The organism is Streptomyces sp. NPDC096105 (genome assembly GCF_044763335.1).
In the GTDB taxonomy this organism is placed as follows: Bacteria; Actinomycetota; Actinomycetes; order Streptomycetales; family Streptomycetaceae; genus Streptomyces.
Genome location: NZ_JBIWGC010000001.1, coordinates 277,040 through 297,287, shown reverse-complemented (window position 1 = coordinate 297,287; position 20,248 = coordinate 277,040). Strand labels below are relative to the sequence as shown.

Annotated in this window: 20 protein-coding genes and 1 pseudogene; 9 read left to right on the top strand and 12 right to left on the bottom strand. The window is 74.2% G+C overall.

Annotated features, from left to right (window positions below; all coding sequences use genetic code 11):
- Window positions 1–5: 5 nt before the first annotated feature.
- Window positions 6–365, top strand: a complete 360-nt coding sequence (locus tag ACIQ8B_RS01355; protein WP_290007324.1) for a 5-carboxymethyl-2-hydroxymuconate Delta-isomerase — start codon at window positions 6–8, stop codon at window positions 363–365.
- Window positions 366–372: 7 nt separating this feature from the next.
- Here the strand turns inward: ACIQ8B_RS01355 and ACIQ8B_RS01350 are convergent, their stop codons facing one another.
- The 3 genes from ACIQ8B_RS01350 to ACIQ8B_RS01340 all read right to left on the bottom strand — a co-directional run bounded on the left by ACIQ8B_RS01350 (window position 373) and on the right by ACIQ8B_RS01340 (window position 3,504).
- On the bottom strand, window positions 373–609 hold the full coding sequence (locus ACIQ8B_RS01350) for a hypothetical protein (protein WP_403544384.1): 237 nt from the start codon (window positions 607–609) through the stop codon (window positions 373–375).
- Window positions 610–820: 211 nt separating this feature from the next.
- Complete coding sequence (locus ACIQ8B_RS01345; RefSeq protein ID WP_290007328.1) at window positions 821–1,516, bottom strand: TetR/AcrR family transcriptional regulator; 696 nt, start codon at window positions 1,514–1,516, stop codon at window positions 821–823.
- Window positions 1,517–1,581: 65 nt separating this feature from the next.
- Window positions 1,582–3,504 carry a hypothetical protein gene (locus tag ACIQ8B_RS01340; RefSeq protein ID WP_403544382.1) on the bottom strand — a complete coding sequence of 641 codons (1,923 nt, stop codon included), beginning with the start codon at window positions 3,502–3,504 and terminating at the stop codon, window positions 1,582–1,584.
- Window positions 3,505–3,691: 187 nt separating this feature from the next.
- On the opposite strand from ACIQ8B_RS01340, the gene ACIQ8B_RS01335 reads away from it, so the two are divergent.
- Window positions 3,692–4,123: a hypothetical protein gene (locus ACIQ8B_RS01335; protein WP_106414530.1), complete on the top strand. Its 432-nt coding sequence runs from the start codon at window positions 3,692–3,694 to the stop codon at window positions 4,121–4,123.
- A gap of 101 nt (window positions 4,124–4,224) precedes the next feature.
- Here ACIQ8B_RS01335 and ACIQ8B_RS01330 read toward each other — a convergent pair whose 3' ends face one another.
- The 6 genes and pseudogenes from ACIQ8B_RS01330 to ACIQ8B_RS01305 form a co-directional block, all read right to left on the bottom strand.
- Entirely contained in the window at window positions 4,225–5,697 is a 1,473-nt protein-coding gene (locus ACIQ8B_RS01330) for a DUF1996 domain-containing protein (RefSeq protein ID WP_403544379.1), read from the bottom strand.
- Window positions 5,698–5,941: 244 nt separating this feature from the next.
- Window positions 5,942–6,637: pseudogene (locus ACIQ8B_RS01325) on the bottom strand (sensor domain-containing protein); the annotation flags it as partial.
- Between the two features lie 68 nt (window positions 6,638–6,705).
- Entirely contained in the window at window positions 6,706–7,713 is a 1,008-nt protein-coding gene (locus ACIQ8B_RS01320) for an SDR family oxidoreductase (RefSeq protein WP_403544377.1), read from the bottom strand.
- Between the two features lie 161 nt (window positions 7,714–7,874).
- Window positions 7,875–8,903: a glutamine synthetase gene (glnII, locus tag ACIQ8B_RS01315; protein WP_106414533.1), complete on the bottom strand. Its 1,029-nt coding sequence runs from the start codon at window positions 8,901–8,903 to the stop codon at window positions 7,875–7,877.
- Between the two features lie 282 nt (window positions 8,904–9,185).
- Window positions 9,186–9,872 (bottom strand): hypothetical protein, encoded by a 687-nt coding sequence (locus tag ACIQ8B_RS01310; RefSeq protein ID WP_403544375.1) that lies wholly within the window; start codon window positions 9,870–9,872, stop codon window positions 9,186–9,188.
- Window positions 9,873–9,968: 96 nt separating this feature from the next.
- The gene (locus tag ACIQ8B_RS01305) at window positions 9,969–10,355 is read right to left on the bottom strand and encodes an ArsC/Spx/MgsR family protein (RefSeq protein ID WP_403544373.1); all 387 of its coding nucleotides are present in this window, start codon (window positions 10,353–10,355) and stop codon (window positions 9,969–9,971) included.
- Window positions 10,356–10,588: 233 nt separating this feature from the next.
- Here ACIQ8B_RS01305 and ACIQ8B_RS01300 point away from each other — a divergent pair, with 233 nt between their 5' ends.
- From ACIQ8B_RS01300 to ACIQ8B_RS01275, 6 genes are all read left to right on the top strand, one after another.
- Window positions 10,589–10,903 (top strand): hypothetical protein, encoded by a 315-nt coding sequence (locus ACIQ8B_RS01300; protein ID WP_403544371.1) that lies wholly within the window; start codon window positions 10,589–10,591, stop codon window positions 10,901–10,903.
- Between the two features lie 183 nt (window positions 10,904–11,086).
- A complete protein-coding gene (locus ACIQ8B_RS01295) occupies window positions 11,087–12,319 on the top strand; it encodes a sensor histidine kinase (protein WP_403544369.1) in 1,233 nt (410 codons plus the stop codon).
- On the top strand, window positions 12,316–12,990 hold the full coding sequence (locus ACIQ8B_RS01290; protein ID WP_106414537.1) for a response regulator transcription factor: 675 nt from the start codon (window positions 12,316–12,318) through the stop codon (window positions 12,988–12,990). The genes ACIQ8B_RS01295 and ACIQ8B_RS01290 overlap by 4 nt, the downstream gene beginning before the upstream one ends.
- Before the next feature lie 185 nt (window positions 12,991–13,175).
- Window positions 13,176–13,619: a hypothetical protein gene (locus ACIQ8B_RS01285; protein WP_290007345.1), complete on the top strand. Its 444-nt coding sequence runs from the start codon at window positions 13,176–13,178 to the stop codon at window positions 13,617–13,619.
- A gap of 22 nt (window positions 13,620–13,641) precedes the next feature.
- The gene (locus tag ACIQ8B_RS01280; protein ID WP_290007347.1) at window positions 13,642–14,385 is read left to right on the top strand and encodes an ABC transporter ATP-binding protein; all 744 of its coding nucleotides are present in this window, start codon (window positions 13,642–13,644) and stop codon (window positions 14,383–14,385) included.
- Window positions 14,382–16,934, top strand: a complete 2,553-nt coding sequence (locus tag ACIQ8B_RS01275) for an FtsX-like permease family protein (protein ID WP_403544366.1) — start codon at window positions 14,382–14,384, stop codon at window positions 16,932–16,934. Before ACIQ8B_RS01280 ends, ACIQ8B_RS01275 begins: the two co-directional genes overlap by 4 nt.
- Window positions 16,935–16,940: 6 nt before the next feature.
- On the opposite strand, the gene ACIQ8B_RS01270 is transcribed toward ACIQ8B_RS01275, so the two are convergent.
- Both ACIQ8B_RS01270 and glnA read right to left on the bottom strand, forming a co-directional pair.
- The gene (locus ACIQ8B_RS01270; RefSeq protein ID WP_106414540.1) at window positions 16,941–17,198 is read right to left on the bottom strand and encodes a hypothetical protein; all 258 of its coding nucleotides are present in this window, start codon (window positions 17,196–17,198) and stop codon (window positions 16,941–16,943) included.
- Between the two features lie 158 nt (window positions 17,199–17,356).
- Window positions 17,357–18,766, bottom strand: coding sequence for a type I glutamate--ammonia ligase (gene glnA, locus ACIQ8B_RS01265; protein ID WP_290007350.1), 1,410 nt, complete (start codon window positions 18,764–18,766; stop codon window positions 17,357–17,359).
- Between the two features lie 210 nt (window positions 18,767–18,976).
- On the opposite strand from glnA, the gene ACIQ8B_RS01260 reads away from it, so the two are divergent.
- Complete coding sequence (locus ACIQ8B_RS01260) at window positions 18,977–19,444, top strand: RDD family protein (protein WP_290007351.1); 468 nt, start codon at window positions 18,977–18,979, stop codon at window positions 19,442–19,444.
- A 96-nt stretch (window positions 19,445–19,540) separates the two neighbouring features.
- Here the strand turns inward: ACIQ8B_RS01260 and ACIQ8B_RS01255 are convergent, their stop codons facing one another.
- On the bottom strand, window positions 19,541–20,245 hold the full coding sequence (locus ACIQ8B_RS01255; RefSeq protein WP_290007353.1) for a DUF4191 domain-containing protein: 705 nt from the start codon (window positions 20,243–20,245) through the stop codon (window positions 19,541–19,543).
- Between the last annotated feature and the right edge of the window lie 3 nt (window positions 20,246–20,248).

Here is a 20,248-nt window from a genome sequence, read left to right as displayed (position 1 = left end):
GGCCCATGCCGCAGATCACCGTCGACTACTCGGACAACCTGGCGGACGGTTTCGACCGGCCCGCCTTCGCGCGGGACCTGCACTCCGCCGTGGTGGAGATCGCGGCGGCGAAACCGCCCGCGTGCAAGACGCGGTTCCGGCGCACCGAGGACCCGGTGGTCGGACCCGACGCCGAGGGGCACGCGCTGGTCCACGTCCACATCGCCCTGCTGGCCGGCCGGACCGACGAGACCAAGGCCCGGCTCACCGAGACGGTCCTGGAGCTGCTGCGGCAGTACGTCAGGCCGGCCGGGGGACAGACGCTGCACGCCTCCGCCGAGGTCCGCGACCTCGACCCGTCCTACCGGAAGTACGAGGGGGAGTAGCGGGCGGTCACGACAGGCCGTCGCGGTACAGCCACGCCGGCCGCACCGGGACGCCGTCCTCGGCGACCTCCGTGCCCGGCGCCGGCGGAGGCTTCCGCGGTGGTTCCTCCCGCGCCGGCTCGGGCGGCCCGGGAGGTGCGGGGTCCTCCTCGGCCGCCGGCCCCGGCTCGTGCGGTGCGGCGGAGTCCTCCGGCAGCTCCGCCGCCGTGAACCGGGCGGCGAACGACTGCCACGCCCTGTCCACCTCCAGCGGGAACCCGTCGCCGGTGCGCAGCAGACGGCGGCGCTCCGGGCTCAGGGGGCGCGTGGGGGAGCGGACGCGGGCGCGCCGTTCCGGCTCCGCCGGCGCCTCCTCCCGCGATCCGGTGACGTGCGCGACGACGTGCGTCTCGACGTGCTCGCGCCGGCCCGTGCCGACGGCCGTCTCGACGACCAGCCCCCACGCGCGTCCGGGTTCACTCCTCGGCCAGCGAGATCATCCGGGCGGCCAGGTCCGTGAACGGGCCCTCGCCCGGCTCCTGTTTGACCAGTCCCCGCAGCAGCGTGGCGAGTTCCTCGTCCCGGGCGGCGGCGACCGCGGCCAGCGCCGCGAAGTCCTGCACCAGCTTGGTCTCCAGCTCCTCGCGCGGTACCCGCCGCCCGTCCAGCCAGATCAGCGCCGTCGACTCCACGAGCGAGATCCAGGAGCGCACCACCAGCTCCAGCCGCGCCGGCGCCGGACCCACCACGCCCATGTGCGCCAGCATCTGCTCGTACGCGGCCTGCCGCACCGAGTCGACCAGCGCGTTGGTGGTGGAGGAGCCCACGGCGGGGCCGCCGCGCATCAGGGCGGAGAAGCCGGGGCCGTGCTCCTCCACGAAGTCGAAGAAGCGCGCCATCACCCGCCGCAGGCGCGAGCCCAGCGGACCCTCGTGCGGCTCGGCGAACCGGGACGACAGGTCCTCCGCGGCACGCCTCAACGCGGCTTCGTACAGGCTGAGTTTGCCGGGGAAGTAGTGGTAGACGAGCGGGCGCGAGATGCCCGCCCGGGACGCTATCTCGTCGATCGAGACCTGGTCCGGGGAACGTTTGCTGAACAGTTCGAGAGCCACGCCGATCAACTGCTGCCGGCGCTCCTCGACTCCCATCCTCCGACGCACCCCGGTACCCATGCGAACACCTTACCGATCGGTTCCGGCCTCCCACGGGCCGGAGCGGGCACCGGTGTTCCCCCGGTTCACCGCAACCCGCCGACCGACCCCCCGTCCTCCAGTGCGCCCTTGAGGTCGGCCCGCGCGCCCTTCGCCGCGCGCACCGACAGCATCCGGTCCCGCGCCCTCCCCCCGATGCCGCCCGTGGCCTCCACGGACGTCACCCCGTCGCTGCCGGCCGCGAGCAGGTACCAGGTGCCGCCGGCGGACTTCCACAGCACCCCGGCGAGCACGTCCGGCCGCCGCTCCCCGCACGCCGGCACGTCCTCGGCGCGCGCCGCCACCGCCCCGTACCGCGCGCCCGGCGAGTGGAACTGCGCCAGCACCCGCGCCCCGGTGCCCCGCCAGGTCTCCCCACGGGTGCACAGCCACTCCGCCCGGCCGTCGCCGCCGGGCAGCGGCTGCTCCGCGTACGCCCAGGCGTTGACGCCGCGGACGCCCGCCGACCGCATCGCGGCCAGCGAGCAGGCGTACGGCGCCCAGGTGCGGAGCCCCTTCGCCCCGGACACGTCCTCCGCCTCACCCGGACGCCCGGTGGTCAGCCGCGCCGGGACCAGCTCGCCCAGGTCCGTCAGCAGCCGGGTGCCGGTGCCGTCGGTCAGCTCCAGCGCGTTCCACGCCGTGCACGGCTCCCGACCCTGGCCGGAGACGAACGGCCCGGTCACCCCGTCCTCCAGGGCGAGGTCCCTGGGGTCCGACCCCGGCGCGCGCAGATCCCGTTCGCCCGCCTCGCGCACCCACGGGGCCACCAGGAAGCGGACGTTGCCGTCCGAGCGGCTCAGCACCACCGCGCTCGCCCCGGCCCGCCCGGCTCCGTCGACCCGCGCCAGGTCCAGGGCCGCGCCCCGCTCCCCCTCCTCCGGCTCGGCGTACCGGGCGAGACGCCAGCCGTCGTAGAGGACCACCACGCGAGCGGCGTCCACCGTGCCCGCGTACAGCAGTTGGGGCGGTCCGGCGGGCCCGCCGGACGGGGTGCCCGGGGTCGCCGACGCCTTGACGCCCTCGCCCGGCCGGGCCCAGACGGCGAGTGCGCGGCGCAGCAGCGCGCGGTCGCCGGCGAGGGCGCCGCGCGCCGGCCACACCGAGAAGTCGGTGCGCGCCGACGTCCTCCACGCCGTGGCGGGCACCCGGGTCAGCCGCGTGGGGTCGAGGGCGGCCTGCGCGGCCGGGTTCCGCGCGTACGGGGGAGCGGCCGGGCCGTCGGCGCCCCAGCCGTCCCCGGGCAGCGACAGCAGCGCCCCGCACACCGCCAGCGCCGCCGCCCCGACCAGCGCGGCTTGCAGATGCCGGCGGCGGCGCAGCAGGTCCGTCGGCCGGGCCTGCAGCGAACAGGGGTCGAACTCGGAGGAGTCGAGCAGCCGGTACGGGTCCGGGATGCCGTCGGCTTCCGCCAGCGCGGCGTCCGGGTCCGCGACGCCCGCGGCGGCCAGCACCCGGCGCACGCCACAGTCCGGCAGCCCCTCCCACCCGCGCAGGGTGTGCGCGGCGCGGGCCGCGGCGGACAGCGCCGACAGCCGCTGGTCCAGGGCGAGTTCGTCGGCGCCGCCCGGCCGCGGGAACACCTTCAGGCCCCACACCTGGGGCAGCAGCGGCGGCAGCTGGGCCCGCTTCGGCAGGCCCCGGCGGCGCAGCGGCAGGCCCGCCTCCAGCGCCGAGCGCACCACCTGGAGCCGGACCAGCGCGTAACCGGGGTCGCCGTCCCGGCCGGAGCTCTGGACGGGGATCAGCGGCGCGTCGGCCCGGCCCCGGGGCAGCGCCCGCTGGACCAGGGCGTGCGCGGTGAGCACCCGCCGGGTGCGGCCCATGCGGGACGGCAGCACCAGGTAGGCCAGCCGGACGAGCCGTGGATAGTGCTCGACGAGCGCGGCCTCGGCCTGTTCGACGTCCACGGCCGGCCCGGCCGTGGCGGAGGACGCGGGGGACTGGGCGGCGACATCCTGTGACTGCACGTTCAGCAGAACGAGCGCATCCGTGGATGGTCACCTGACCGCCGCGCCCTTCCGGTCACCGGACCGGCCGGCGGGGCGATTGAGCGCCGGGCGCGCCGCAGCCGTATCGAATGCCGAGGGCTCCGCCCGGGGCTCTCCGTGCGGCGTGCCGCCGCGCACGATGTCGCCGTTAAGACCGGAGGAACACATGAGGGTGACCCGACCGAAGCTCGCGCTGACCTGCGCGGTTGCGGCCCTGGCGCTGGCGGGCTGCGGGTCCGGCGGCGCCGGGGAGGAGCGGGTGCCGCCCACCGTCACCGGCAGCCTGGAGAAGCTGGCCGCCGAGGTGAAGTGCGACCCCGACATGCAGACCGACGCCGACACCATCCGGCAGGCGCTGTGCGGGAAGGGCGACGGGAAGTACGTCCTCGCCACGTTCGCCACCGACCGCGGCCAGCGCGAGTGGCTCGACACGGCCAAGGACTACGGCGGTTACTACCTCGTCGGCCGCAAGTGGGTCGCCGTCGGCGAGGAGAGGACGGTCGAGGCGCTGCAGGCCAGCCTCGGCGGCGACCTGGAGGAGGGCTCCGAGCACATGAACCCCGGCGGCAGCCACAACAAGGGCGGCCACCACGGCTGAGCGCCTTCCGGCAGCCCGGCACAGCGGAGGGCCGGCGGTGGGAACTCCCGCCGCCGGCCTTCTCCCTTCCCCTCAGGTCCCCTGTCAGCGGGCCCTGCCGCCTACTGGCAGTCGCGGCCGCTGTTGATGCACTCGACCATCTCGTTCATCAGGTCCTCGTCGAAGAAGTTGATGAAGTCGTTGTGGTCGGTGACCGGCTTGTGCAGCTGCTCCGGGAAGGTGTCCACCGCGTACGGGTTCACCAGCTGCCCGTCGTCGATCCGCGGGGCCGGGATGTTGTCGTACACCAGGCGGACCTGGAGCTGCGGGATGGCCTGGAAGCCGTCCGGGCAGGTGCCGTCCGCCGCGACGAAGGCGACGTGCGTGCGGTGGTTGGCGCTGTCGGTGTTCTGGCCGTCCCAGCAGCTCTGGAAGCTGGACGTGCGGACCACGCCGCTGCCCTCGGGGCAGATCGGGTACTTGTCCGTCACCTGACGGTCCTCGAAGCCGGTGCAGCTCCACGCGGTGTTGGCGTTGCCCAGGCCGTTGGTGAAGGCCTTGGCGTCACCGGTGATGATGCGCAGCGCCCGCGGCATGGCGACGACGTCGCCGGTGCGGTTGCCGACGAACGTCAGGTTCACCTCGGTGGGCGCGACGATCTTGCCGACGTTGCCGTCCTGACCGCCGCCCGGCTGGTCCTGGTCGATGTCCTGCGTGCCGTCCTGGATCCGCAGCACCGGCCAGAAGTACGACGACCGGTCGCCCTGGTTCTGGCAGGTGGTCTCGCCGTTGGCCAGGTCCTCGTCGCTCGCGAAGGCCGTGTTGGCCTGGTTGCCGACGTAGTCGTGCTGGTGCTGGGCGCCGTTGCTGACGCCGGGGGCGACGATCACGTTGTCCGAGTTGCGCAGCTCGTTCTCGTTGGTGCCGCACGCGGTGGTGAAGCTGCCGGTGGAGCCGGTGTCGCCGTTCGCGGGCAGGCCGTTGGGCAGGTTGCGGGAGCCCGGCTGGACGTCCTCGATGCGGATGAAGTCCTCCGCCGCGGGGCCGTTCCCGGCCTGCCCGCCGTTGCCCTGGCCGCCGTCCTGGCCCCCGCCGTTCTGGCCGCCGTCGCCGTTGCCGGGCTGCTCCGCGGGCACACCCTGGCAGCGGGCGAACCGGCCGAGGCCGCGCTTCTGGCCGCCGGCCCGTTCGATGGTGAGGTCGATGCGGTCCAGGGTGGCCGCGCGCTTGGCCTTCAGCGGGCCGAGGACGGCGTTCTCGACGTAGTTCGCGTCACCCGCCTGCGCCTGTCGCGTCTCGGCGAGGCGCGTGTACGCGTCGGTGATCTGGCGGTCGAGCCGCGCCAGTTCCCGTGCGACGCCCCAGCGCGCCTTGCGGGGCACCTTGGTCAGCTTCTGCCCGACGTCCGGACAGTTGATCGTGGCGACCCGGGCCTGCCCCGACTTCGTCGCGTTGTGGCGCCCCCCGTTCTCCTCGTGCGCGGAGGCGTGGAAGTTGGCCCAGACCAGGCCGCCCCCACCGACCGCCAGGGCCGCCGCCCCGGCTATCACCTTGGTGGCCAGCGGTGTACGGCGTTTTCTCGTGTTGCGTCCCATGGAACTCCTCTGACTTCCTTGCGGGGCATCCCTGTGCGGGGCATCGAGGCGCCCGTGAGGGGAAGCGGCGCCCATGAGTACGCAGACCGCCCCACGGGTGTTCACCCGGCACGGGAATCGATGAGAAGCCGGTGCGGTTCCGTTGGTTCCAACGGCTCTCACGGAGCTGGGAGTTGCCGGTCGCCCACCCGGGGTGCAGCCGAGTGTGCCGGTGTCACCGGCCGGGGCCGGAGGACGCCGGCACGCGGCGGTGGGCGGCGGAGGCGCCCACGGCGTCCCGCCGGGTCCCGGCCGGCACCCGCGTCCGCTCGGCCGGCTCACCCGCGCCGCCCCCCAGCACGGCCCGGGTGAGCAGGAAGTGCCCGCGCAGCAGGCGCACGGCGGTGACGTGCCCGACCAGCAGCAGCGCCAGTCCCAGCGCACCGGCGGCCAGCGCGGTCGCCTGCCCGGACACCGGCACGAAGCCGTACCAGTACGGGTCCGGCAGCACCCGCCACAGCCCCGCCGCCAGCGCGATCCCCTCCAGCGAGCAGGCGAGCAGGGCGAACGGCAGCAGCGCGGTGACGAAGCCGGCCGTCATGTCGGCCGGCAGCCACAGCAGGTCCCGCCGGGTCGCCGGGTCGCCCAGCATGCCGCACGTCCGCCCCCACGGATGCGCGTCCCTCGGCAACGGCCGGTACGCGCGCGGGATCCGCACCCCGCCCCACTCGGCCGCCAGCACCCGCCGCCGGTCCGCGAACGCCCGCACGCCCCGCAGCACGTACGGCGTGGTGACGATGCCGACCCCGACCGGGATCAGCGCGATCGACACCACGGCCGTCACGAGACACACCACCGACCCCGGCAGCGACACCAGCGCCAGCGCGAGCCCGCGTACCGCCGCGAGCGGGGCGCCCCGCGCCGCGCTCACCCCGCCGTGTCCGTTCGTCCCCGTCGTCATGGGCCCAGTCTCACCGTCCGCGGCCGGCGGCACACCGGGCCCGGCCCCCGCCCTGGGGGTGGGGCTGCCTACACCCCCCGGGCCGCCAGCACCTTCGCCTCGACCTCCGGGTCCAGCCCCTTGACCGTACGGTCCGGGCGCTGCGGCGCCGTGCCGCCGATGTCCCGCAGCCAGGCCCAGGTGTCCGCGACGGTCTCCCCGACCGGGCGGCAGCGCAGTCCGGTCGCCACCGCCCGGGAGACGTCCGCCGAGTGCAGGGCGTCGTGCAGGTCGCTGTGCGGCGGCACCCACACCGGGAGCTGGGTCCACGGCTCCACCCCGGCGTCGAGGATCACCTCGGGCTCCGTCCACCGCAGCTCGGCCGACCCCCCGGTCACCCGCGCACAGGCCTCCAGCAACTCGCCCATGGTGGTGTGCCCCTGCGGCGAGATCAGGTTGTACGGCCCGCTCAGTTCCTGTTCCGCCGCCCCGAGGATCCACTCCGCGAGGTCGCGGGCGTCGACGTACTGCAACGGCAGGTCCCGCGGGCCGGGGGCGAGCACCGGGCCGCCGCGCGCCGCGCGGTTCAGCCACCAGGGCAGCCGCCCGACGTTCTCGTACGGCCCGAGCAGCAGCCCGGCCCGCACCAGCACCGACCGGTCCGCGCCGAAGGCGTCCACCGCGGCCAGCTCCCCGCCCCGCTTGTCCCGCGCGTAGTCCGTCACGCCGGCGTCCGGGGAGGCGCCCTCCACCACGGGCGCGTCCTCCCCGTACCCGGCGGGCGGCGCCCAGGTGTACACCGAGCAGCTCGACACGTACACGTACCGCCCGGCCCGGTCCCGCAGCAGCCGCGCCGCGTCCCGCACCGCGCGCGGGGCGGACGACCAGGTGTCGACGACGACGTCCCACCTGCCCGGGTCCTCGTCGAGCGCCGCCAGCCCGTCCACCGCGGTCCGGTCGCCCCGCAGCGCGCGGGCGCCCTGCGGCGCCGCGTGCCGTCCCCGGTGGAAGACGGTCACCTCCCAGCCCCGCCCGAGGGCCGCCTCGACGACGGCCCGGCCCGCGAACTCCGTACCACCCAGCACCAGAAGTCTCATACCGGCGACTCTGCCCCGCCGGGCGGCACGGGGGAACGGGAATCTGCCGTCGGCAGAGAGGCCCGCGCGCTCAGCGCCGTACCGGCGGCACGTACGCGTGGCCGGCCCGGCGCACGGTGCGGACGGCGTCACCGGACTCCGGGCCGGGCTTGCGGCGCGGGTCAGACCTGGCCGGCCTTCTCCAGCGCGGTGCAGCAGGTGTCGACCAGCAGACGGGTCACCACGTACGGGTCGACGTTGGCGTTGGGGCGGCGGTCCTCGATGTAGCCCTTGCCGTCCTTCTCGACCTGCCACGGGATGCGCACCGAGGCGCCGCGGTCCGAGACGCCGTAGGAGTACTCGTTCCACGGGGCGGTCTCGTGCAGGCCGGTGAGGCGGTCGTCGATGCCTGCGCCGTAGTTCTTGACGTGGTCCAGCGGCTTGGAGCCCTCCCCGAGCGACTCGCACGCGGTGATGATCGCGTCGTAGGACTCGCGCATCGCCTTGGTGGAGAAGTTGGTGTGCGCGCCCGCGCCGTTCCAGTCGCCCTTGACCGGCTTGGGGTCGAGGGTGGCGGCGATGCCGAAGTCCTCCGCGGTGCGGTAGAGCAGCCAGCGGGCCACCCACAGCTGGTCGGCGACCTCCAGCGGGGCCAGCGGGCCGACCTGGAACTCCCACTGGCCGGGCATGACCTCGGCGTTGATGCCGGAGATGCCCAGACCCGCCCGCAGGCAGTTGTCCAGGTGCGCCTCGACGACGTCACGGCCGAAGATCTCGTCGGAGCCGACACCGCAGTAGTAGCCGCCCTGCGGGGCGGGGAAGCCGCCCTTGGGGAAGCCCAGCGGGTAGGCGTCCTTGAAGAAGGTGTACTCCTGCTCGATGCCGAAGACCGGCTCCTGCGCCGCGAACCTCTCGGCGACCTCGGCCAGCGCCGCGCGGGTGTTCGACTCGTGCGGCGTCATGTCGGTGTTCAGCACCTCGCACAGCACCAGGACGTCGTCGCCGCCGCGGATCGGGTCCGGGCAGACGAAGACCGGCTTGAGCACGCGGTCGGAGGCGTGGCCCTTGGCCTGGTTGGTGGAGGACCCGTCGAAGCCCCAGAGCGGCAGGCCGGCGCCCTTCGCGTCGTCGCCCAGGATCTTCGTCTTGGACCGCAGCTTGGCGGTCGGTTCGGTGCCGTCGATCCAGATGTACTCGGCCTTGAAGCTCACGGTCCACATCCTTCGGGGTGGGTCTGGGCGCTCGGTGCGGATGCTGCGGCGCTGCGGCACTGGGACGCCGCCGTCGATGCACCGCAGCGTGTCAACGGGCGATTTCCCGTCCGTTGCCCCTGTGTGAACCCCGTGTTACCGGACGTCCGGGCGCCCGGCCCCACTCCGTGAGGGGGCGGGGAGGGGGCCGGGTGTATGCGAGGGGACGTGACAAAGCCCCTGGTGCGTCACGCGGGCGGGCCCGCCCGGGCATGCCGGACCTCACCCCGCGTGCGTGGGACCTCACCCCACCTTCTCGACCAGGGCCCGGCGGACCAGGAACCTGCCCGGCTCGCGGACCTGCTCGAAGGCCGCGTCGTTCAGCAGCACGCAGCTGCCCGACACCGAGGTGACCTCCACCGTCGTGGACTTGCCGTTGTCCAGGTTCGTCACCCGCAGCCTGGTGCCGGCCGGGAACTGGTTGCTGGACGCGGCCGGGGCGCCGGGTTCGCCGGACAGGGTGACGGTCGAGCCGTTGCACACCTGCTCACCGGCGGCGGCCCCGCCGCCGCCCTGCCCCGCCTGCCCGTCCTGGCCCGCCTGCCCGTCCTGGCCGCCCGCGGCGGGCTGCGACGGGGCGGGCCGCTCCGGCTGCGCCGGCCGGGAGCCCTGAGCCGACTCCCCCACCGTGCACCCGGAGGCCTCCTGCTGCACCTTGATCTGCGCGATGACCGCCTCGCGGTTGGCGATCCGCGCCTCGGACTGGGCGTCGGGGTCGGCCCGCTGGCCCGCGATGAACCGCTCGTTGTTGCCGAGCGCGGTGGCCAGCCCCTGGCAGACCGTCGAGTCCGCCGCGGACTTGGTGGTGGCCGACGGCGGGGCGGCGTTGGACGTGGCCGCCATGACGAAGGCGCCGCCGCCCGCCACCGTGGCCGCGCTCAGCAGCAACGCGAGCTTCTTCTTCGGGCCGGGACTTCTCCTGCGCGACATGCGCGCCTCCAATGGATCGGGGAGCGTACGCCGCTATGTACGAGATACCGAACGCAAGTGCTCAGCGGCCGGCCCAAGTCGCCGAAGTGGCCTGCGTCACAGAGGTGTCGAGCTGGGGCGCCCTCGGCGGGACAGGGCGTCCCGCACGGCGTCCTCCGTGCGGGCCACCACCGCCGTCCCGTCGTCCGCGGTGATGACGGGACGCTGGATCAGCTTCGGGTGCGCGGCCAGCGCCGCGATCCAGCGGTCCCGCGCGCCGGCGTCCCGCGGCCACTCCCCGAGCCCCAGCTCCCCGGCCGCCGCCTCCTGTGTCCGGGTGATGTCCCACGGCTCCAGTCCGAGCCGCTCCAGCACCTCCCGGATCTCGTCCTCGTCCGGCACGTCCTCCAGGTAACGGCGGACGGTGTACTCCGCCCCCTCCGCGTCGAGCAGGCTGATCGCGCTGCGGCACTTGGAACAGGCCGGGTTGATCCAGATCTCCATGCCGGACACGGTACGCCCGGACCCCGTCTGTTCGAATTTCCGACCCGCCCGCGCGCCCCTCGCGCACCACCCGTACCGATCCCTCAAAACCCATTCTCACCTGGGCATTTGATGGCCGAAGCGAGCCTGTCGATTGTCGGTGGCAGCCCGTAGGATGGAGGTAGTGTTCGAGGGAGTTGCCGGGGTCGCCGTGGACCCCGGAGGACGGCCCCGACCGCGACAGGAGGATGCCCGTGCCCGCTGCCGCACTCAAGCCGAAGCCCCTGCCCACCCAGTCCACCGCGAAGCGACCCGTGCCGCTCGAACTGCCCTGCGCCCCGGTGGAGAAGCGCCCGCTGCCGCCGGGCCGTCCGCGCGCGTGGTACATCGCCCACAACCGCCGGCTGAAGGCGATGCGCCTCGCCATCGCCCTGCTCGACTCCGGCGTCCACCTGCCGGGCCAGGCGCGCGACGAGACGATCCGCGGCGCCGCCGAACTTATCGGCGTCCACCCGCCGTCGGACACCACGTGCCACATGGTCCGGGCGTTCATGCGCTACAACCGCTGAGCTGCGGCCGCTGAGCACAGGGCCGGTGCCGGGCGCCCCCGCGCGGGGCGCCCGGCACCGGCGTGCCGTGACCCGCCGCGACTGAGGCAGTATGGGCGGCGGCGGGGTGCCACCCGCCCCGAAGTCGCCCGGGCCGAGCGGCACTTGTCCGGCCGCGCCCGGCGGAGGAGAGAGGGAGGGCCGTTGGCCGAGGAGAGCACGGTCCCGGCCCCGTGGATCACGCCGTCCGGCCGGTACGCACGCGCCCTGGGCCGCGCGATCGACGTCGCGCTCGCCCTGGTGGTCCTGCTGGCGGCACAGCGCTACACCGGTGACTACGACCTGCTCCTGGGCGCCCTGATGGCGCTCGCCCTGCTGGCCCGCAGGAGGCGTCCGGTCACCGTGATGGCGGTCGTCCTGACGCTGGCCCTCGTGCAGTTCCTCCTGTACGAGCCGTACGCCGGCACCCCGCCGGCGTCCGCGCCCGCCGCGTACGACGTGGCCGTGCTGTTCGCCATGATGTCGGTCGTCCACCACTCCCGGACCGCCTGGACGCCGTACGCCGCGGGCGGCGTGGTGCTGCTGGCGACGGCGGCGACCACGGTCGGCGCGCCGTTCCTGGGGATCGAGCCGTTCACCGACGGCGGGACGCTGCTCGTCTGCTGGGGCCTGACGCTGACGGTCTGGCTCACCGCCTTCGCCCTCCTCACGCGGCGCCTCTACGCCGAGAGCCAGGCCGCCCGCGCCCGGCACGCCGAGCGGGAGCAGGAGCAGCGCGTCCGGCTGGCCGCGGCCCGCGAACGGGCCGAGATCGCCCGGGAACTGCACGACGTGGTGGCGCACAGCCTGGCCGTGATGATCCTCCAGGCCGACGGCGCCGGTGCCGTGCTGCGGAAGTCGCCCGACATGGCGGAGTCCGCGCTCAGGACCATCGCCGCGACGGGCCGGGACGCCATCGACGACATGCACCGCATCGTGCGGGTGCTGCGCGAGGGACAGCCGGAGGCCGGCAGCGCGGGGGAGGACCGGCGGCTGGTCACCCTCGACGAGATCGAGGTCGTCGCGGACCGGGCGCGGACCGCCGGACTGACCGTGGACCTCTCGGTCGACGTGGCCGGGGGACGGCTGTCGCCGGCGGAGGAGATGACGGCCTTCCGCATCGTCCAGGAGTGCCTCACCAACGTGCTCCGGCACGCCGGGGCCGGGGCGGCGGTCGACATCCGCGTCCGCGAGGAGGACGGCGCCCTGCTGATCGACGTGACCGACGACGGGGCCGGCGCCCTCGCGGGCCGGGCCTCCGTCGGGACGTCCGGGGGGAACGGACTGGTGGGGATGCGCGAACGGGTGGAACTGACCGGCGGCGCCTTCGAGGCGGGCCCCCGGCTCGGCAGCGGATGGCACGTGCGTGCCTCGATACCGGTGAGGACGAAGCGATGACAGGGACCGACAGGCCGATCCGGGTGGCCGTGGTGGACGACCAGCCGCTCATCCGGGCCGGCTTCTCCATGGTGCTGGCCGGCCAGGACGACATCGAGGTCGTCGGCGAGGCGGAGAACGGGCAGCAGGCCCTCGACCTGCTCGACACGGTGACGGCGGACGTCGTCATCATGGACATCCGCATGCCGGTCATGGACGGCATCCAGGCCACCGAACGGCTGACGCGCCGGGAGAACGCGCCCGGCGTGCTGGTGCTCACCACCTTCGACGACGACGAGGACGCCTTCGCGGCCCTGCGCGCCGGAGCCGGCGGCTTCCTGCTGAAGAACGCCCCCGCCGACGAGGTCGTCCACGCCATCCGCGTCCTGGCCGCGGGCGAGTCCGTGGTGGCCCCGCGCATCACCCGGCTGCTCCTCGACCGGGTCTCGGACCGGCTCGCCCCGGCGAACGGACAGGCCGAACGGCTGGAGCAGCTCACCGGCCGGGAACGGGACGTGCTCGGCCTCGTCGCCCGGGGCCTGTCCAACGCCGAGATCGCGGCAGAGCTGTACGTCGCGGAGGCCACGGTGAAGACGCACCTGGGCAACCTCATGGCCAAGCTGCACCTGCGGGACCGCGCCCAGGCCGTCGTCTTCGCCTACGAGTCCGGGCTGGTGCGCCCCTCCGCGTGAGCCGCCTCCCCCTCAGGGGGCAGAGGCGCACCCGCCCTCCGCCCCCTCAGGCGCAGAAGGCGCCCCGTCCGGCGTACCGGACCGGCCGCCTTCGATCTCGGATCCGTGGCCGATCCGCGGAAGGCCCCTGGATCCCAGACTTCTCAGTGCCGCAGGACGCGGCCGAGAAGACACGGGAGGACCCCATGGCCACCACGACCACCACCCCCACGCCCCGGCCCCACCGCACGCGCAACCGCCTGATCCTGGGCGCCGCCGCTGCCGCGGTCGTCGCCGCCCTGGCCGCCGGGGCCGCGTCCTGGTGGCAGGACCGCGACGAGCTGAGCCAGGCGTCCGCCGAGGACTGCCGGCTGGCGCAGCGGATCGTCACCGAGGCCGCGGAGATCGCCACCGGCCCGGCGCCGCAGGCCGAGAAGTGGTGGAAGGAGACCGGCGACGAGCGCCGCGCCACGATGGAGGACGGCTACCTCGGGGCGAAGATCTCCCGCTACGAGGGCTGGGCGCTGGAGACCGCCAGGAAGTCCGCCGAGACGCCGTCCGCGAAGGACGTGAAGGACCTCCAGGAAGAGGCGCGGGGACACTGCGCGGACTCCGGCGTCACCCTGACCCTGCCGCCGCTCGGCTCCTGAACCGGACCGAGGGACCGCCCCCATGACCGTCCACGCCGCCGCGCGCGGCCACGCACCCGACGACGTCGTCACCGCCACCGCCCTGGTCAAGACCTACCGCCAGGGCACCGACGAGATCCGGGCCCTCGACGGGGTGTCCGTCGCCGTCCGCCGCGCCCGGTTCACCGCCGTCGTCGGTCCCTCCGGGTCCGGCAAGTCGACGTTCATGCACTGCGTCGCCGGACTCGACACCGTCACCTCCGGCAGCGTCGTCCTGGACGGGACGGAGCTCACCGGACTGTCCGACCGGCGGCTGACCCGGGTGCGCCGCAAGCGCATCGGGTTCGTCTTCCAGTCGTTCAACCTGCTGCCGCAGCTCACCGCCTACGAGAACATCGTGCTGCCCGTCACCATGTCCGGCCGGCGCCCGGACCGCGAGCTGGTGGACCACCTGTGCGGGGTCCTCGGCATCGCCCACCGGCTGTCGCACCGCCCCGCCGAACTGTCCGGCGGCCAGCAGCAGCGGGTCGCCGTCGCCCGGGCGCTGGTGGCCCGGCCCGCCGTGGTCTTCGCCGACGAGCCCACCGGCAACCTCGACTCCCGGGCCGGCGCCGAGGTGCTCACCATGCTGCGCCGGGCCGTCGACGAACTCGGCCAGACGGTCGTCATGGTCACCCACGACCCCGCCGCCACCCGGTACGCGGACCGGGTGCTGACCCTCGCCGACGGACGCGTCGTACGGGACGAGCACACCACCCCCGACGGCACCCTCGGGAGGCGGCGGTGAACACCCCGTGGCGCGCGACCGTCCTGGGCTCCCAGGCGGCCGAACTCCTGCGCAGACCGGGCCGGTTCGCGGCCACCGGACTGTCGCTGCTGATCGCCGCCTTCGTCGTCTTCGGGGCCGTCATGGCCCAGCAGATCGTCACCGCGACCGTCGTCGAACGGTTCCGCGGCACCCCCGACGCGGTGTCGCTGACCGTCACCCGGGAGGACGCGCAGGACATCCGCCAGGCCGGCCTGGACGCGATCCGCGGGACGCCCGGGGTCACCGAGGCGGCCGGCCGGGTCGACGGCGGCGCCCCGGTCGGCGGCAGCGCCGCCGAACGCTACCTCGCCCTCTCCGCCGACCCCGGCGCCGGCGCCCTCGCGCAGGTGCGGCTGGTCGAGGGCGCCTACCCCGCCGGGCCGCGCCGGCTCGCCGTCGACACCCGGGCCGCCGAGGCGTACGGCCTCGCCCCCGGATCGTCGCTCACCCTGCTGCTCCCCGGCCCCGAAGGCGACAGCACCCGGCGCGTGCCGGTCGAGGTCACCGGCGTCGTCCGCTCCACCGCCACCGGCACCACGGAGCCCACCGGGTACGCGCCCGGCCCCGACCTGGTGAAGCTGCTCGGCCTGCCGGGCTACACCCGCGTCGACCTCCGCACCGACCCGTCCACCGCGTCCGCGGAGACGGCGGAGCGGATCCGGCAGACGGTGCCCGGGGCGGTCGTACGGTCCGGGGACGAGGTGCGCGACCAGGAGGCCCGCGAGGCCGTCGCCGACGCGAGCGACACCCTGGAACTGGCCGGCGTCTTCCTCGCCGTCGCCGTCGGCGCGGCCGTGCTCGTCACCGCCTCCACCTTCCGCATCGTCTTCGCCCGCCGCGTACGCCAGTTGGCGCTGCTGCGCGCCATCGGCGCCACGTCGAGGCGGCTCGCCGCGGCCCTCGTCACCGAGGGGGCGGCGGCCGGCCTGCTGGCCGGCGCGGCCGGCGTGCTCGCCGCCTGGGGCTGCGCCCGGCTCGTCCCCCCGGTCGCCGGCCGGTTCGGGCACGACCTGTCCGTGCCCGCCTCGCTCCCGCTGCCCGAGGCCGCCCTCACGGTCCTCGGCACCGGACTCCTCGCGGTCCTGGCGGTGCTGGCCCCGTCCCTCACCGCCTCCCGCGTCTCCCCGCTCCAGGCCCTGCGCACCGCGACGTCGGGAGAGAGCACGGTGAGCGGCGCCGGACGGACCGTGCCGGGCGTGCTGTGCGCGGCGGGCGCCGTGCTCCTCGCCCGGCAGCAGTACACCGCACTGCCCGAGCCGGGCGACACGGCGTACGACCGGTTCGCGGCGCTGACCGCCGTGGTGGTCTCCGGCGCACTCGCCTTCCTCGCCCTGATCGCCCTCGGCCCCCTGCTGGTCCGGCCGGTGCTGTCGGCCCTCGCGGTGGCGCTGCGCCGTACCGGAGCGACCGGCCGCCTCGCCGTCGCGGGCGTCGGGGGAGCGCCCGGCCGGGCCGCCTCGGTCTCGGTCGTGGTGGCGCTCGGCGTCTGCCTGGTCGGCTCGACCCTGACCTGCCTCGCCTCCCTGGACGCCTACGAGCGCTACCAGCGGACGCTGGAGGCGCCCGCGGACTTCCACCTGTACGCGGGAGAGGGCGGAGCGCTGGACCGGACGCTCGCCGCCGGCCTGGCCGCCCGCCCCGAACTGGCCGACGTGACCGCCTTCCGCACGGCCGAGGTGATCGAGGGGAACCGCAGCGCGACCGTCTCCGACCTGGACCTCACCACCGTCCGCTCCGGGACCGGCCTGACCGCCCGGACCGGCTCCCTCGGCCGGCTCGGCCCCGCGCACGCCGTGGTGGACGCCGAGCACGCGCACCGCCTCGGCGTCGAGGCGGGCGACCGCGTGACGCTGGAGTTCGAGGGCCGTCCCGTACGGCTCACCGTGGCGGCGACGCTGCCCGGCGCCGGACCCTACGGCGGGAACTTCTTCGTGTCCGCCGCGGACCTCACCCGCATGGGGGCGGACCCCGCGCCCACCCTGATCACCGCCAACGCCGCGGCGGACGGCTCCCAGGGCCGCACGCGCGCCCACCGGGCCGTCACCGAGACGCTGACCGGGCCGGGACGCGGGGACGGCAGGGTCCTCGCCGAGGACACGGCCGCGCGGACGGGCCCCGACGACGACCTGCGGACGATGGCCGCCACGGTGGTGATGCTGCTCTGCCTGACCGTCCTGGTGGCGGTCGCCGGCGTCGCCACCACGGCGAGCCTCACCGTGGTCGAGCGCCGGCGCGAGTTCGGGCTGCTGCGCGCCCTGGGCCTCGGGGGAGCGGCCGTGCACCGCATGGTCACGGTGGAGTGCGCGCTCCACGGCCTCCTGGGAGGCGTCCTCGGCCTGGCGCTCGGCGTGCCGTACTCCTGGCTGGTGGTGCGGGTCGCCGAGGTGAGCGCCCCGTTCACCGTCCCGGCGGGACAGCTCGCGGCGGTCCTCGCCGCCCTCGTCCTGGTCACCGCCGCCGCGGGCACGGTCCCCGCGCTGCGCGCCTCCCGGACCCCGCCGACGGTCGCCGTCGCCCAGGGCGACTGACCCGGGTCAGTAACGCCCGGCGTCGGCGTACCCGAGCAGGACGATCACCGCGACGACACAGCCGAGCACCACGACCGTCGACACCCACGACGAGCGTCCCGCCGACCCCCGGTGCTCCGGCTCGGCGCGGAACGGCACCGGCCCGGGCGGGTTCTCCTTCCAGCGGGCGGCGAGCATCCGCGCACGGGCCGAGGGCTCCTTGTGCTCGGCGCCGTCCGCCCACTTCAGATCGAACTCGCGCTCCTCGTCGTTCCGCTCGGACATCCCCGTGACCCTCTTTCGAACAGCAGTGTCACCACCAGCATCCCTCCCCGGCCCCGAAGAGGGAAGCTTTCCGGACACGCCGCCGCCCCCGTCCCCGGACGCACCGGGGACGGGGGCGGCGGCGTACGGACCGACGCGGCACGCGCGCCGCGGTCCGGTCACACGTCGAAGTACAGCTCGAACTCGTGCGGGTGCGGACGAAGCTGCAGCGGGGCGATCTCGTTCTGGCGCTTGTAGTCGATCCACGTCTCGATCAGGTCCGGCGTGAAGACGTCGCCCTGGAGGAGGAACTCGTGGTCGGCCTCGAGGCGGTCCAGCACGGCGCCGAGGGAGGTCGGGACCTGCGCCACGTTGGCGTGCTCCTCGGGAGCCAGCTCGTAGAGGTCCTTGTCGATCGGCTCGGCCGGCTCGATCTTGTTCTTGATGCCGTCCAGGCCGGCCAGCAGCAGCGCCGAGAAGGCCAGGTACGGGTTGCCGGAGGAGTCCGGGGCGCGGAACTCGACGCGCTTGGCCTTCGGGTTGGAGCCGGTGATCGGGATGCGCATGGCCGCGGAGCGGTTGCGCTGCGAGTACACCAGGTTGATCGGCGCCTCGAAGCCCGGCACCAGGCGGTGGTAGGAGTTCACCGTCGGGTTGGTGAAGGCCAGCAGCGACGGCGCGTGCTTGAGGATGCCGCCGATGTAGTAGCGGGCCATGTCCGACAGGCCGGCGTAGCCCTGCTCGTCGTAGAAGAGGGGCTCGCCGCCCGACCACAGGGACTGGTGGACGTGCATGCCGGAGCCGTTGTCACCGAAGATCGGCTTCGGCATGAAGGTCGCGGTCTTGCCGTTGCGCCAGGCGACGTTCTTCACGATGTACTTGAAGAGCTGCAGGTCGTCGGCGGCCGCGAGCAGCGTGTTGAACTTGTAGTTGATCTCGGCCTGGCCGGCGGTGCCCACCTCGTGGTGCTGGCGCTCGACCTGCAGGCCGGCCTTCTCCAGCTCCAGGGAGATCTCGGCGCGCAGGTCGGCGAAGTGGTCGACCGGCGGGACCGGGAAGTAGCCGCCCTTGTAGCGGACCTTGTACCCGCGGTTGTCCTCCAGCGCACCGGTGTTCCAGGCGCCCGCCTCGGAGTCGATGTGGTAGAAGGACTCGTTCTCCGAGGTCTTGAAGCGCACGCTGTCGAACACGTAGAACTCGGCCTCGGGGCCGAAGAACGCGGTGTCGGCGATGCCGGTGGAGGCGAGGTACGCCTCGGCCTTCTTGGCCACGTTGCGCGGGTCACGGGAGTACTGCTCGCCCGTGATCGGGTCGTGGATGAAGAAGTTGACGTTGAGCGTCTTGTCGCGGCGGAAGGGGTCGACCCGCGCGGTGGAGAGGTCGGGCAGCAGCGCCATGTCGGACTCGTGGATGGCCTGGAAGCCGCGGATCGAGGAGCCGTCGAAGGCCAGCTCCTCGGCCGGGTCGAAGACCGACGCCGGGATCGTGAAGTGCTGCATCACGCCCGGCAGGTCGCAGAACCGGACGTCGACGAACTTGACGTCCTCGTCCGCGATGAACTTCTTGGCCTCGTCGGCGTTCTGGAACATCCGGCTCCTCCTACTCCCGACCGTCCCGCCGGGGTGGTAGATCGTTCGTGCGGCCAGTGCGGGGGGCACACGCTGGACCCGACCCTAGGGACGGGTCATTTCTCGGGCGTGACCCGTTTGTTTCACACACGTTAACCAGCGCCTTTCCCACGGTAGCTCCGGCACACCCCGCCGTCCCCCGGTCATGTCCGGTCGCAGTACCGTGGACGGGTGGACAACAGGCAAGTAATCGGATCATGGCTGTCCGGCCCGCGCGCGGCCATGGAGGAGGCCGGCCTCGACCTCGGCTACCGGGGTGAGCAGCTGGGGCTGCCGGAACAGGGACCGGGCTCGATCGCACGTCCCGGCCGCAGGCTCGGCGCCCTCGCCGTGGACTGGGGGCTGTGCCTCCTGATCGCATACGGTCTGTTCACCGACGGCTACGACGCCCGGACCGGCAACTGGGCGCTGCTGGTGTTCCTGGTGCTGAGCGTCCTGACCGTCGGCACCGTCGGCTCCACCCCCGGCAAGCGGCTGTTCGGGCTGCGGGTGGTCGCCCTCGACAGCGGCCGGGTGCAGCCGCTGCGCGGCCTGCTGCGCTCGGTGCTGCTGTGCCTCGCGATCCCCGCGCTCGTCTGGGACCGTGACGGCCGCGGCCTGCACGACCGGCTGGCCCGCACGGTCGAGATCCGCGTCTGATCCGTTCCTGTATCCGGTCCGCTCCTGTGCGCGGACGAGGACGGGGGCGCCGGAAGGAATCCGGCGCCCCCGTCCTCGTGCTGTCCGGGGCGGGGTTCAGCGGCCCCGCGGGCCGCCGCCCTTCGGCAGCTTCATGCCCTTGGGCATCGGCCCCTTCGGCAGCGGCATGTTGCTCATCAGGTCGCCCAGCGCGCGCAGCCGGTCGTTGGTCACGGTGACCTGCGGGCCGGTGAGGACGCGGGGCAGCTTCAGCATGGTGGTGCGGAGCTTCTTCAGCTCCACCTGGCCCTCGCCGGTGCCCACGATCAGGTCGTGCACCGGGACGTCCGCGACGATGCGGTTCATCCGCTTCTTCTCGGCGGCCAGCAGGCTCTTCACCCGGTTCGGGTTGCCCTCGGCGATCAGCACGATGCCGGCCTTGCCGACCGCGCGGTGCACCACGTCCTGGTTGCGGTTCATCGCGACCGCCGGGGTCGTCGTCCAGCCGCGGCCGATGTTGTCGAGCACGGCCGCGGCGGCGCCCGGCTGTCCCTCCATCTGTCCGAAGGCCGCTCGCTCGGCGCGGCGGCCGAACACGATCGCCGTCGCGAGGAAGGCGAGCAGGAAGCCCAGGATGCCGAGATAGATGGGGTGCCCGATCAAGAAACCGATCGCGAGGAAGACACCGAAGGTGACGATTCCGACAGCCGCGAGCACAAGACCGATCTTCTTATCGGCCCTGCGGGTCATCTTGTAGGTCAGGGCGATCTGCTTCAGCCGCCCGGGGTTCGCAGCGTCCGCTGCGGTTTCCTTCCTCGCCATGGC